The organism is Streptomyces sp. NPDC031554 (genome assembly GCF_055580685.1).
The window spans coordinates 59,105-70,663 of sequence record NZ_JBVIKX010000007.1 but is presented as its reverse complement, the minus strand read 5'-3'; the positions used below and the strand labels follow the sequence as shown (position 1 = coordinate 70,663).

Annotated in this window: 12 protein-coding genes; 8 read left to right on the top strand and 4 right to left on the bottom strand. The window is 74.2% G+C overall.

Translation table 11 applies throughout. From position 1 onward, the window contains the following. Window positions 1-144: 144 nt before the first annotated feature. Entirely contained in the window at window positions 145-1,218 is a 1,074-nt protein-coding gene (locus ACZ5FU_RS19605) for an ABC transporter permease (RefSeq protein WP_451530223.1), read from the bottom strand. 341 nt (window positions 1,219-1,559) lie between these two features. Between ACZ5FU_RS19605 and ctaD the strand changes: the two genes are divergently transcribed. Continuing rightward, a complete protein-coding gene (gene ctaD / locus ACZ5FU_RS19600; RefSeq protein WP_451530224.1) occupies window positions 1,560-3,281 on the top strand; it encodes an aa3-type cytochrome oxidase subunit I in 1,722 nt (573 codons plus the stop codon). Further along, window positions 3,278-3,652, top strand: coding sequence for a hypothetical protein (locus ACZ5FU_RS19595; RefSeq protein WP_469045792.1), 375 nt, complete (start codon window positions 3,278-3,280; stop codon window positions 3,650-3,652). Before ctaD ends, ACZ5FU_RS19595 begins: the two co-directional genes overlap by 4 nt. An 85-nt stretch (window positions 3,653-3,737) precedes the next feature. Here the strand turns inward: ACZ5FU_RS19595 and ACZ5FU_RS19590 are convergent, their stop codons facing one another. Beyond that, window positions 3,738-4,691, bottom strand: a complete 954-nt coding sequence (locus tag ACZ5FU_RS19590) for a Rieske (2Fe-2S) protein (protein WP_468837930.1) — start codon at window positions 4,689-4,691, stop codon at window positions 3,738-3,740. A 580-nt stretch (window positions 4,692-5,271) separates the two neighbouring features. Here ACZ5FU_RS19590 and ACZ5FU_RS19585 point away from each other — a divergent pair. Then, complete coding sequence (locus ACZ5FU_RS19585) at window positions 5,272-5,610, top strand: MerR family transcriptional regulator (protein WP_468646666.1); 339 nt, start codon at window positions 5,272-5,274, stop codon at window positions 5,608-5,610. 67 nt (window positions 5,611-5,677) lie between these two features. On the opposite strand, the gene ACZ5FU_RS19580 is transcribed toward ACZ5FU_RS19585, so the two are convergent. Beyond that, window positions 5,678-7,093, bottom strand: coding sequence for a DEAD/DEAH box helicase (locus tag ACZ5FU_RS19580; protein WP_469045790.1), 1,416 nt, complete (start codon window positions 7,091-7,093; stop codon window positions 5,678-5,680). Between the two features lie 381 nt (window positions 7,094-7,474). Here ACZ5FU_RS19580 and ACZ5FU_RS19575 point away from each other — a divergent pair, with 381 nt between their 5' ends. Both ACZ5FU_RS19575 and ACZ5FU_RS19570 read left to right on the top strand, forming a co-directional pair. Further along, window positions 7,475-8,008 carry a rhomboid family intramembrane serine protease gene (locus ACZ5FU_RS19575; protein WP_468838225.1) on the top strand — a complete coding sequence of 178 codons (534 nt, stop codon included), beginning with the start codon at window positions 7,475-7,477 and terminating at the stop codon, window positions 8,006-8,008. A 129-nt stretch (window positions 8,009-8,137) separates the two neighbouring features. Beyond that, window positions 8,138-8,401, top strand: a complete 264-nt coding sequence (locus tag ACZ5FU_RS19570) for a hypothetical protein (RefSeq protein ID WP_451530229.1) — start codon at window positions 8,138-8,140, stop codon at window positions 8,399-8,401. Between the two features lie 114 nt (window positions 8,402-8,515). Here the strand turns inward: ACZ5FU_RS19570 and ACZ5FU_RS19565 are convergent, their stop codons facing one another. Then, on the bottom strand, window positions 8,516-8,983 hold the full coding sequence (locus ACZ5FU_RS19565) for a winged helix-turn-helix transcriptional regulator (protein WP_451530230.1): 468 nt from the start codon (window positions 8,981-8,983) through the stop codon (window positions 8,516-8,518). 93 nt (window positions 8,984-9,076) lie between these two features. On the opposite strand from ACZ5FU_RS19565, the gene ACZ5FU_RS19560 reads away from it, so the two are divergent. The 3 genes from ACZ5FU_RS19560 (at window position 9,077) to ACZ5FU_RS19550 (ending at window position 11,524) form a co-directional block, all read left to right on the top strand. Beyond that, window positions 9,077-9,574, top strand: a complete 498-nt coding sequence (locus ACZ5FU_RS19560) for a PaaI family thioesterase (RefSeq protein ID WP_469045789.1) — start codon at window positions 9,077-9,079, stop codon at window positions 9,572-9,574. A 143-nt stretch (window positions 9,575-9,717) separates the two neighbouring features. Further along, the gene (locus tag ACZ5FU_RS19555) at window positions 9,718-9,960 is read left to right on the top strand and encodes a hypothetical protein (RefSeq protein WP_468837926.1); all 243 of its coding nucleotides are present in this window, start codon (window positions 9,718-9,720) and stop codon (window positions 9,958-9,960) included. A gap of 322 nt (window positions 9,961-10,282) precedes the next feature. Further along, window positions 10,283-11,524 carry an NAD(P)/FAD-dependent oxidoreductase gene (locus ACZ5FU_RS19550; RefSeq protein ID WP_451778710.1) on the top strand — a complete coding sequence of 414 codons (1,242 nt, stop codon included), beginning with the start codon at window positions 10,283-10,285 and terminating at the stop codon, window positions 11,522-11,524. Window positions 11,525-11,559: the final 35 nt, after the last annotated feature.

The following is an 11,559-nucleotide window of genomic DNA, read 5'->3' as shown; positions in this document are numbered from 1 at the left end:
ATAGTGCCCCCCCTAAAAAAGGCCGCCGCTCCCCGCCCCCGGGGGGGGGGGGCCCCCCGGGCGGGGGGGGGGGGGGGCCCCGGGGGGGGGGGGGGCCCGGGGGGGGCCCCCCCCGGCCGCCCCCCCCGGGGCCCCTCGCGCAGATCACGCGGCCGCCGCGTCGGCGCCGCCCTCCGGTCGGGTCTCGCGGCCTCCCGGGTGCCGGTGGCGCCAGGTCCAGAAGACCCCGCAGGACAGCACGGCCCACCCCGCCAGCACCAGGAAGGGGAAGGCGTGCTGGTGTCCCGCGAAGTACACCGCCGTGTGCTGCGCGTTGACGGACGCACCCGGCGGGAGCCACCGGCCGATCACGCCCAGCGGGGAGGGCAGCAGCGGCCACGACACCGCGCCGCCCGACGACGGATTGCCCAGCAGGACCATCAGTCCCCAGGTCGGCAGCATCGCCCAGCGGCCCACGAGCGTGTTGAACATCGTGAAGACCATGCCGCTCGCGAACAGGGTGAGGGCCAGGATCAGCCACGACTCGACGAACGGCAGGTCGAGCGCGCCCAGCAGCCAGTCCACCGTCGCGGCGATGGCGAACCCGCCCAGCAGCGCGTACAGGGCGGTGCAGGCGATGCGCTCGGCCGGCGTGAGGGCCCGCGCGTGCACACTGAGCTGGATCGCGCCGACGAACCCGATGATCACTGCCGCGAGGGAGACGTAGAAGAGGGCCAGACCTCGCGGGTCGCCCTCCTGGAGGGGGTTGACGTCCCGGACGGTCACGGTGACGCCCGTTTGCCGGCCCACCGCGGGCGCCGCCTCGGCCAGCACCTCCGCGACCGACGCGCCGGACGCCGCGGAGAGGTCCAGCACGACGGCCCGCTCCCCCCTGCGCACGTCGACGATCGCGAAGACCCGCTGTTCGTCGACCGCGGTCCGGGCTTCGGCCGCCGTGTCGTAGGTGTGGATCTTCACCGCGGTGTCGAGGGCCTTCTCCATGCCGTCGAGGAAGCGCCGGCCCTCGGGCTGGTCGGGGGAGCCGACCAGCGCGGTGGGGATCGAGCGTGGGGTCGGATCGGCCATGGAGTAGGTGTAGGAACCGGCGAACAGGGCCGCGGCCGCCGTCAGGATCAGCACGAGCACGGCCGCGGGCAGGAACGGGGACTCCTTGAACCCGGCCCACCCCCGCGGCGGCGGAGACGGCTCACCGCGATCGTCTTGTGACATTTCGGGCATGCGGTCACGTTAGTCGCCCCTGCCCCGGAAGCCGGCCGATCCACGGGAACCGGCCGATCCACGGGAACCGGTCGATCCACGGGAACCGGTCGATCGCGGGAACCGGTCGATCGCGGGAACCGGGGGGCCTTGGGGCCCGTGACGGCTCCGGCGCGGGTGCTCCGTCCGCCGTTCGGCTGGCAGGAGGACACCGCCGGGCGTGGCGCCCGCACGACGGGCACGGTCACCGATGGGCTGGTCCCGTACTGCCGTACCCGAGCGCCCGGCTCGACGAGAGGGCAGGGCCGGGGTTCCCGGCGCCCTCTCGATCACCGGGCCCCCATTGCCGACCGAGGGATCTGATGGCGACCCGGACCGAACCTGTTGCCCCGCCGCCGTCGGCGGTGACGCGCCGCGGCCGCGGCCGCGGCCGCGTGATCGTCGACTGGCTGACCACGACCGACCACAAGAAGATCGGCCACCTCTACCTGATCACGTCGTTCTGCTTCTTCCTGATCGGCGGAGCGCTGGCCCTGGCGATCAGGGCGGAACTGGCCAGGCCGGGCCTGCAGATCCTCTCGAACGAGCAGTACAACCAGGCGTTCACCATGCACGGCACGGTCATGCTGCTGCTGTTCGCCACACCGACGTTCGCCGGGTTCGCGAACGCCATCATGCCGTTGCAGATCGGCTCCCCGGACGTCGCCTTCCCGCGGCTGAACATGTTCTCCTACTGGCTGTTCCTCCTCGGCAGCCTGATCGCGCTCAGCGGCCTGATGGTTCCCGAGGGGGCCGCCGACTTCGGCTGGACCGCCTACACGCCCCTCAGCGGGGGCGAGCGCACCACCCAGCTGGGCGGCGACCTGTGGATCATGGGGCTCGCGCTGACCGGTTTCGGCACGATCCTCGGCGCGGTCAACTTCATCACCACGATCATCTGCATGCGGGCACCGGGCATGACCATGTTCCGGATGCCGGTCTTCACCTGGAACGTGCTGCTCACCTCGGTGCTGGTCCTGCTCGCCTTCCCGGTCCTGGCCGCCGCCCTGTTCGCCCTGGAGGCGGACCGCAAGTTCGGCGCGCAGATCTTCGACCCGCAGAACGGCGGCCCGATCCTGTGGCAGCACCTGTTCTGGTTCTTCGGCCACCCCGAGGTCTACGTCCTGGCCCTGCCGTTCTTCGGGGTGGTCACCGAGATCCTCCCGGTGTTCTCCCGCAAGCCGATCTTCGGCTACATGGGGCTGGTCGGCGCCACCATCGCCATCACCGGCCTGTCCGTGACCGTCTGGGCGCACCACATGTTCGCCACGCAGGCCGTCCTGCTGCCGTTCTTCTCCTTCATGAGCTTCCTGATCGCGGTGCCGACCGGGGTGAAGTTCTTCAACTGGATCGGCACCATGTGGAAAGGCTCCATCTCCTTCGAACCGCCGATGCTGTGGGCGGCCGGCTTCCTGGTCACCTTTCTCTTCGGCGGGTTGACCGGCGTCCTGCTCGCCTCCCCGCCGATGGACTTCCACGTCACCGACAGCTACTTCGTGGTCGCCCACTTCCACTACGTCCTGTTCGGCACGATCGTCTTCGCGATGTTCGGCGGGTTCAGCTTCTGGTGGCCGAAGATGACCGGCACGATGCTCGCCCCCCGGCTGGAGAAGATCCACTTCTGGACCCTGTTCGTCGGCTTCCACACGACGTTCCTGGTCCAGCACTGGCTCGGCGCCGAAGGCATGCCCCGGCGGTACGCCGACTACCTCGCCGCGGACGGCTTCACCGCCCTCAACACCCTCTCCTCCATCGGCGCCTTCCTGCTCGGCCTGTCCACGCTCCCGTTCCTCTACAACGTCTGGGCGACCGCCCGGAAGGGGGAGCGGGTCGAGGTCGACGACCCCTGGGGTTACGGCCGTTCGCTGGAGTGGGCCACCTCCTGTCCGCCGCCGCGCCACAACTTCGTCACCCTGCCGCGCATCCGCTCCGAGTCCCCCGCCTTCGACCTGCACCACCCCGGACTCGCGCAGTTGGAGCAGGAGGCCAACGCCGGCCAGCGGGACGCCGTCGACGCCGAGGGCCACAAGGGCGAACCGCGGTGACGGCGGCCGGCGGGCGCCCCGCACCCGACGGGCGGGACGGCACCCTGGCCGACGAGGCCGAGGGGTACCTCCTCGCCCGCGCCCACCACGACCGGGCGCACCGTGACGCCGAGGACCTCTGCGCCAAGCTGCCCTGGCTGACCACGGGCCAGGCCGACGACCTGACCCGTCACTACGTCCGGCAGCGCACCGACCTCACCCGCCGGATGCTGCGGGACACGGTCCGCCGGGCCGCCGAGCTGCGACGGGAGTACGAGGACCGCTACGCGGCCCTCCGCGGCGACCTCCTCAGACGCCACGCCGCGTTCGTGTCGGCGACCCTCGCCTGCACCGCCGCGGCGGGCACGGCGGTGGTCCTGTTCGTCCGCTGAGGGGTGTCCCGCGGGGCGGGGCCCGGCGGAACGGGAAGGACGCACGACGGTGGCGGGCGGGCGGCCGGGGGCGCGCGGGCGGGCGTCAGTCGTGGTGGCGGCGGAGGAGGGCGGTCGCGCCCGCGCCGCTCGCGTGCCGGCGCCTCGGCCGGTCGTGCCGGGGCAGCCTGATCTCGACGTGGCCGTCGACGACGCGGGTGTCGAAGGCGGGCTGGGGCGCGGTGGCCGGGCCGTGCACGTTCCAGCCGTCGGAGAGCCGGAAGACGCTGCCGTGCCACGGGCACCGCACACACCCGTCGGACACGGTGCCCTCGGACAGCGGACCCGCGAGGTGGCTGCACCGCTCGGCCAGGGCGTGGACGGCCCCGCCGGTCCGGCGGACCACCAGGACCGGCACGTCGTCCACGACACGCCGTACGGGCTGCTCGAGGGGGAACTCGTCCACGGCGCCGATCCGGTGCCAGCCCTCGCGCACGACGTGCGGGACCTCTTCCGCGTGGTTCGCGCCGGACGCCTGCCGGTAGGCCAGGTGCCCGCCCAGCATGCCGCCGATCCCGACCGCCGTCAGACCGAGGAAGCCGTAGGCCCGGCCGGCGCCCGGACGGCCCCCGAGGCGACGGGCCAGGGAGGCGGTGTAGAGGCCGACGGCGGCGAGGTTCGCCATCGCGTGCACGAGCCCCACGCGGGTCTGCTCCCGGTGCAGTTCCGCCCAGTCCACCGCCCCCGCCAGCGCCGCGGGCACGGCGGTCGCCAGGCCGACGCCCACGAGCAGACCCGCCTCGCGGGAGCGGCCCGGGAGGACGTCGAGGACGGCCGCGGACAGCCAGCTCCCGACCGGCACCTGCACCAACAGCGGATGGACCGGATGCCCCAGCCGTCGGCCGTGCAGCACGTCCCGCCCGGGTCCGAGCGGCAGGGCGCGCACCCCGTCGCGCAGGGTGTCGATCAGGGGATCCGCTCGCGGACCGCGCTCCAGACGGTCCAGAAGCTCCAGCAGCCGGCTCCGCTGCGGACGGCGTCGTCGTGGCGTTGTGTTCATGCGCAGCCGGGTCCCCGGAGCGCGGACGTCGCAAACGGCGGACGGGACGCGGCGGACGGGCTCCCGGACGGCCTCCCGGCCGGAGCGGACGTCCGGGCGGCAGGGTCCACCGCCCGGCCCCGGCCGGAGCGGGGCGCCCTGTCCGTGAGCCGTGGAAAGAACCGCTGCCGCGACAGAAGAAGATCCCTTCGAGCGGAAGGAAATCTGTCGTGACGGAAGTAGACATTGCCCGGTGCGGGGGCTAGCGTTGTTCTCGTAGCAAGGAAGTCCGAGCAAGCGGCAGGACGAAGAGCCGCGCAGTGACCGCACATGTCGACATCGCGTAACCGAAAGAGGTGAGGAGCAGACGCCATCAGGATCGCCCGGGTGAGGACGGAGTACCGCCCGGGTACCGCAGGCCCCAGATCGGAAGGTGGTCCACGGTCACGCATTCGCGATCCCCGCAGCCCCGCCCTCACGGCGGGCAGGCGGAACAAGGAAGCCGGTGCAGGTCAGCCGGTAGATGGTGTTGAAACCTCGGGGCCCTGGGCGCGGACAAGCACCCAGGGCCCCCCGACGCGTCCCTGGAAAGAAGAGGTCTATGCCCCCTGCCGCTCCCCGTGCCCTCGATCCGTTCGACGACGAGGACTACCCCGCCTACACCATCGGCCGGGCCGCCGACATGCTCGGCACCAGCCCCGCCTTCCTCCGCGCCCTGGGTGACAACCGCCTGATAGCGCCCCTGCGCTCCGGCGGCGGGCACCGCCGCTACTCCCGGTACCAGCTGCGCATCGCGGCCCGTGCGCGGGAACTCGTCGACGCCGGCACCCCGATAGAGGCCGCCTGCCGGATCATCGTGCTCGAGGACCAGCTGGAAGAGGCCAAGCGCATCAACGAGGAACTCCGCGAACAGGCCGACCGGCGCAGCGCCTCGGCCTGACCCGCGAGGCCGTCTCCCGGCCCGCGACGCCGGCCCCCGGCCCGCACGAGGGGCCGGTCCGCCCCCGTCAGCGGCCCTTGCGCACCCGGGCCGCCGCACGGGCCTCCGCCGTCCTGCGGGCCTCGGCGGTCCTGCGGGACTCCTTGCCGGCACCGGCCGGCCGGGTGCCCAGCCCGCGGAAGGGCGCGTTGCCGCCGCCCTTCGTCCCGGCCGGCGGGCGCTTCGCCCCGGTGATCGCGGTCAGCGCCGCCTCACCGGAGCGGACCTGCGTGACCGTCGGCCTGATCCCCGCCTCGGACATCATCCGGTTCACCTCGCGCCGCTCGCCGGGCGTGACCAGCGTGACCACCCTGCCGGACTCCCCGGCCCGTGCCGTACGTCCGCCCCGGTGCAGGTAGTCCTTGGCGTCGGCGGGCGGGTCGACGTTGACGACGAGGTCGAGCGCGTCGACGTGGATGCCCCGCGCGGCGACGTTGGTGGCCACCAGCACGGTGACCTCACCGTTCTTGAACTGGGCCAGCGTATGGGTGCGCTGGGGCTGCGACTTCCCGCTGTGCAGGGCGGACGCCCGCACCCCGCTCGCCCGCAGGTGCCGGGTGAACTGGTCCACGGCGGCCTTGGTGTCCAGGAACATCAGCACCCGGCCGTCCCGCGCGGCGATCTCCGTCGCGGTCGCGTACTTGTCGGCGGGGTGGATGTTCAGGACGTGGTGCTCCATCGTGGCGACGGAGCCGGCCGCACGGTCGACCGACGCGAGGACCGGCTCGTGCAGGTGGTCCCGCACCAGCTGGTCGACGCCGCGGTCGAGCGTGGCCGAGAACAGCAGCCGCTGCCCGTCGGCGGGAACCTGCCCGAGGATGTCCGAGACCTGGGGCAGGAAACCCAGGTCGCACATCTGGTCCGCCTCGTCCAGCACCGTGACCCGTACGTGGTTCAGGAAGCAGTCCCGGCGCGACAGCAGGTCGGTCAGCCGCCCCGGCGTCGCGACCACGACGTCGGCGCCGGCCCGCAGCAGCGCCGTCTGGCGGTTGATCGACAGACCTCCGACCACCGTCGCCAGCCGTACGTCCAGCACCCGTGCGTACGGCTCCAGCGCCTCGCCCACCTGCTGGGCGAGCTCCCGGGTCGGCACCAGCACCAGTGCCCGGGGCCGCTTCGGCTCCGCCCGCCGGCCCGCCGTACGGACCAGGAGCGCGAGGCCGAAGGCCAGCGTCTTGCCGGAGCCGGTCCGCGCCCGGCCGAGGACGTCGCGGCCGGCCAGCGCGTCGGGCAGGGTCGCCGCCTGGATCGGGAAGGGCTCCGTCACGCCGAGGCCGGTCATCGCCGTCAGCAGCTTCGGCGGGAGGCCGAGCGCGCCGAAGGACGCGGCCGGCGGCAGGCCGGGGGAGACGGGCCCGGACGTCGGGGCCTCACCCCGCGGCGCCGTCGCCGGCCGTCGCTCGTCTGCGTGCGGGAGTCCAGGAGCCGGCGGCTTCGCGTTCAAGGGGGAACCTTCCTCGGAGTGACGCCCGCAACGCGCCGGGGTCCGTACCCGTTGGTACGGACCCCGGCGGCATCGAAAGCGTTCCCCCATTTTACCAGCGCCCGCCCGCACACCCACGGGCCGACCGGTGCCGGGCGCCGGAACCGCACGGGCGGCGGGCCCCGCACCGCGCACGCCGACGGCCCTCCTCCCCGCCGCGACAGCCGATCGGGAGGCGGCGCGGGTCGGGCACAATTGACGGACGAGAGGGCATCGGAGGGGGCTGCTGTGGTGTACGGATCGGACTTCGGTGCCGGATCTCGCAACGGACCGGCCGGAGCGTACGGCGCGACGCGGCCCGCACCGCCCTCGCGGCGGGCCCGCGCCCGGGACGCGGCGGCGCTGGTCGCGGGATGGGTCGCCCTGCTGTGGGTGCTGGAGATCGTCGACGCCGTCAGCGGCCACGCCCTCGACTCCTACGGCGTCTCGCCCCGGGAGTTCGGCGAGCTGCGCGACGTCGTACCCGCCGCCTTCCTGCACTTCGGCTTCGACCACCTCGCCGCCAACAGCCTGCCGCTGCTGGCGATGGGCTTCCTCGCCGCCCTGTCCGGCATCCGCCGCTTCCTGGCCGTCGCCGCGCTGATCACCCTGGTGAGCGGCCTGGGCGTCTGGCTGACGGCACCGGCGCACTCCACGACGGCGGGCGCCTCCGGCGTCGTCTTCGGCCTCTTCGGCTATCTGGTCGTCCGCGGCTTCGTCGACCGCCGCGTCGGCGACGTGCTGGTGGGCCTCCTCGTCGGGGCCGTCTACGGCTCGATCCTCTGGGGCGTGCTGCCGACGGCGACCGGGATCAGCTGGCAGGGACACCTCTTCGGCCTGATCGGCGGCGTCGCCGCCGCGGTGGTCTTCCGGCGGGCTCCCGGCCACCGGGGGTGAGCGCCCGCCCGGCCGCCCCTGGGACCCGGAGTGGACGGCCCGCCGGGATTCCGGTGGTGCCGGGACGGTAGAAAAGGAGTTTCGGGGTACTGGGCGGCCATGACACCGGAGAACGATCACGCTGAATCCGTGCGCGCCGCTCGGCAGCTGCGGCGCATCCGCCCCGTCTACGCGGGCGGAGCCCTTCTGTGGGCCGCCTCGGCCGCCTGGGCGGGATGGGAGGAACCGGGGAGCCGGCAGATGTGGGTGTCGGTGGTCTTCCTGGTCGTCTTCACCGGCCTGTTGTCCGTGACGTCCCTGTGGCTGGGGAACCGGCGGCCGGCCGACGCCGGCCGGGTGGCGCACCACGCCGCGCCGCGGCGGATGGCCGCACGCCGGCAGGCGAGCGCCTGAGCGGGGCGCTTCGCGCCCGCGCGGCGGGCCGCCCCGGCCCTTTCGCTCCGAGCCGTCCCGGCCCCCGCTCCGGTCCGTCCCCCGCTCCGGGCGGCCTCCGTCCAGGACCTCCGCTCAGGAGCGGGGACGGGCCCCCGGCCCCAGCCGGGCGGTGACGTCGCGGGGGGTGAGGGCCGTGCGGTCGGCGCAGCACTCGACGACGACGCGGACCGGGGCGTCGCAGCCGGTGTGGCGGACGTCCAGCACGGGGCCCTCGGCGCCCAGGACATGGGTCTCGCCCCACTGGCCGAGCGCCATGAGGACGGGCCACAGGTCCCAGCCCTTGCGGGTCAGGCGGTACTCGTTGCGGGAGCGGTCGCCCGGCTCCCGGTAGGGGGCGGTCCTCAGCACCCCGGCCGAGACCAGCTTCCGCAGGCGGTCGCTGAGGACGGCTTCCGACAGGCCGATGTGACGGTGGAAGTCGTCGAAGCGGCGGACCCCGTTGACGGCGTCACGCAGGATCAGCAGCGTCCATTTCTCCCCTACCACGTCGAGCGTGCGCTGGACGGGGCAGTTCTCCGTGCTCGCCTCAAGCCACTCCATCCCGCCATGGTAGGGGGCTGGCTTCGGCGTTGACAGTCAGCTGGACCGACGGCTAGCTTCATTTGCAAAAGTCAGATGGGGAGGCCTCGGCTCGTGGGACGAACGCGTACGTATCAGTGGGACGACCCCGCGGTCCTGGCGGAAGCCGCCGGACGCATGGCCGGCATCGACTTCCTGCGCGAGCTGGTGGCGGGGCGGCTTCCCGCGCCGCCCGTCGGCCGCACCATGGACTTCACCCTGGACGAGGTGGAGCCCGGCAGGGCGGTGTTCTCCCTGACACCGGGGGAGGAGCACTACAACCCGATCGGCAGCGTGCACGGCGGCGTCTTCGCCACCCTGCTCGACTCGGCGGCCGGCTGCGCCGTGCAGTCCGTCCTCCCGCAGGGCACGGCCTACACCTCGCTCGACCTCACCGTGAAGTTCCTGCGGCGGATCACCGCGGACACCGGAACGGTGCGCGCCGTCGGCACGGTGGTCAGCCAGGGCCGCCGGACCGCCCTGGCGCAGGCACAGCTGGAGGACGGGGCGGGACGTCTGCTCGCCCACGCCACCAGCAGCTGCCTGCTCTTCCCGGTCCCTCCGGCGTCGTAGGCGGACGCGGGCTCCGGGGGCCCGCCCGGCCCCGGGCGGTGGTCGCGGCGCCCGGGGCCGGACCGCGCCGGAACCGGCTCCCGGTGCCTCGTATGCTGCTGCCCGGCCGCCCGCGGGGGCGTGCGAGGGGGAGGGGGACGTCCGTGGGGGACGGGATCGGACTGTGGGCGCGCCGGGCCGGCAGGTCCCTGCTGACGGGCGTGTTCATGATGGGGGTCTCCGTCGTGCGGACGGGGTGGTTCCCGATGCGCGTGCTCGGGTTCCTCGCGGGCGTGGCCATGATGGTGGACTGCGGCATCGAGACCTGGAGGCTGCTCCGGTCCGAGGAGCCGACGCGCGCGGCGCCGGACCGGACGGAGGCGGCCGGGCGGGCGGAGGACGACTGAACCCGGTCCGCGCCCGGGGCCGGGCGCGCTGCGGGCCGTCCGGCGGTACAGGAACGAACCCGCGGCACAGGAACGAACCCGCGGCGGGACGTGCGGGCTCCCGGCGGCCGGCCCGGTCCGATCCGGCGTCCCGACCGGGCGGCCGGGTGCCGGTCCCCGTGCCGGACGCGGTCACCCGGCGACGCGTCGGCCGCCGTCGCCGCCACGAGGCCGGACGGGCGGCGTCCGGGGGGACGGTGCGGTGTCGCATCCGCGGACGGGGAACCCTTGGAACACAGACGGGGCGGCACCGGCCGCGCCCGGACGTGGGAGAGGTGGTCGTGTGTCCGCAGCCCAGGACGCGACGGACGTGCTGGTGGTGGGAGCCGGACTCGCCGGGCTCGCGTGCGCCGGGGACCTGCTGGCGGCGGGCGTCGCCGTACGGGTCGTGGAGGCCGGCGACGAGGTCGGCGGAAGGATGCGCTCCGACCGGGTGGAGGGCTTCGTCGTCGACCGCGGGTTCCAGGTCTTCAACACGTCCTACCCCCAGGTCCGGCGCCGGCTGGCCCTGAAGGACCTGGGACTGCGGCCCTTCACCCCCGGCGTCCTGATCCACGCCCCCTCCGGCCGGCTCCGCTTCAGCGACCCCACCCGCCGCCCGCGCACGCTGCCCGACCTGCTGCCGGGCCGCCTCGCCGGACCGCGCGACCTGGCCGCCCTCGGTCTGCTGTCCGCCCGCGACATGCTGGCTCCGCCCCGCCGGCTCAAACGGCTCGCGGACACCACCACCCGCACGGCGCTCGCGGACGCCGGGATCTCCGACGCGTTCGTGGAGGGGTTCTTCCGCCCGTTCCTGTCGGGAGTCTTCCTGGAGGACGACCTGGAGACCTCCGCCCGGGTGTTCCACCTGGTGTGGCGGAGCATGCTGCGCGGCACCCTGTGCCTTCCCGCCGAGGGCATCGGAGCCGTGCCGCGCGCCCTGGCGGCCGCCCTGCCGGACGGCACGGTCCGGTTGGAGACCCCCGTGGAACGGCTCACGGACGACGGCGCGCTGACGGCGGACGGCCGGGAGACCGCCGCCCGGGCCGTCGTGGTCGCCACCGGCCCCGGAGCCGTCGAGGACCTGCTCCCCGACGTCGGCCTCCCCGACTACCGGGTGGTGACGACGTACTACCACGTCGCCCCGCGGTCCCCGCTCGGCGAGCCGACGCTCCTCGTGGACACCCGGCGCCGCTTCCTCAACACCTGCGTCCTCAGCGACGTAGCGCCCCCCTACGCCCCGCCCGGCCGCGCGCTCGTCGCCACCTCGATCCTGGGCCCGGACGAGGAGGGCCGGGAGCGTGCCGTACGGGCGGCGCTCGACGAGGCGTACGACACCGGTACGGACGGCTGGGACCTGCTGACCGTGCGGACGGTCCGGGACGCGCTGCCCGCGATGGTCCCGCCCCGGCCGCTGACCCGCACCACGCGCGTGGCGCCGGGCCGCTACGTGTGCGGCGACCACCGTGCCACCGGGTCCGTCCAGGGAGCCCTGGCGTCCGGGGCACGGGCCGCCCGCGAGGTGCTGCGGGACCTGGGGAGGTAGCCCGGCCCGCCCGGCGGCCCCGCCGGACGCGCGGT

What these genes read in the sequence shown, in the direction of transcription:
- ACZ5FU_RS19590 (WP_468837930.1), bottom strand. Translation starts at nt 4,691, where the DNA reads ATGAACACAACGCCACGACGACGCCGTCCGCAGCGGAGCCGGCTGCTG.
- ACZ5FU_RS19565 (WP_451530230.1), bottom strand. Translation starts at nt 8,983, where the DNA reads ATGGAGTGGCTTGAGGCGAGCACGGAGAACTGCCCCGTCCAGCGCACG.
- ctaD (WP_451530224.1), top strand. Translation starts at nt 1,560, where the DNA reads ATGGCGACCCGGACCGAACCTGTTGCCCCGCCGCCGTCGGCGGTGACG.
- ACZ5FU_RS19585 (WP_468646666.1), top strand. Translation starts at nt 5,272, where the DNA reads ATGCCCCCTGCCGCTCCCCGTGCCCTCGATCCGTTCGACGACGAGGAC.
- ACZ5FU_RS19605 (WP_451530223.1), bottom strand. Translation starts at nt 1,218, where the DNA reads ATGCCCGAAATGTCACAAGACGATCGCGGTGAGCCGTCTCCGCCGCCG.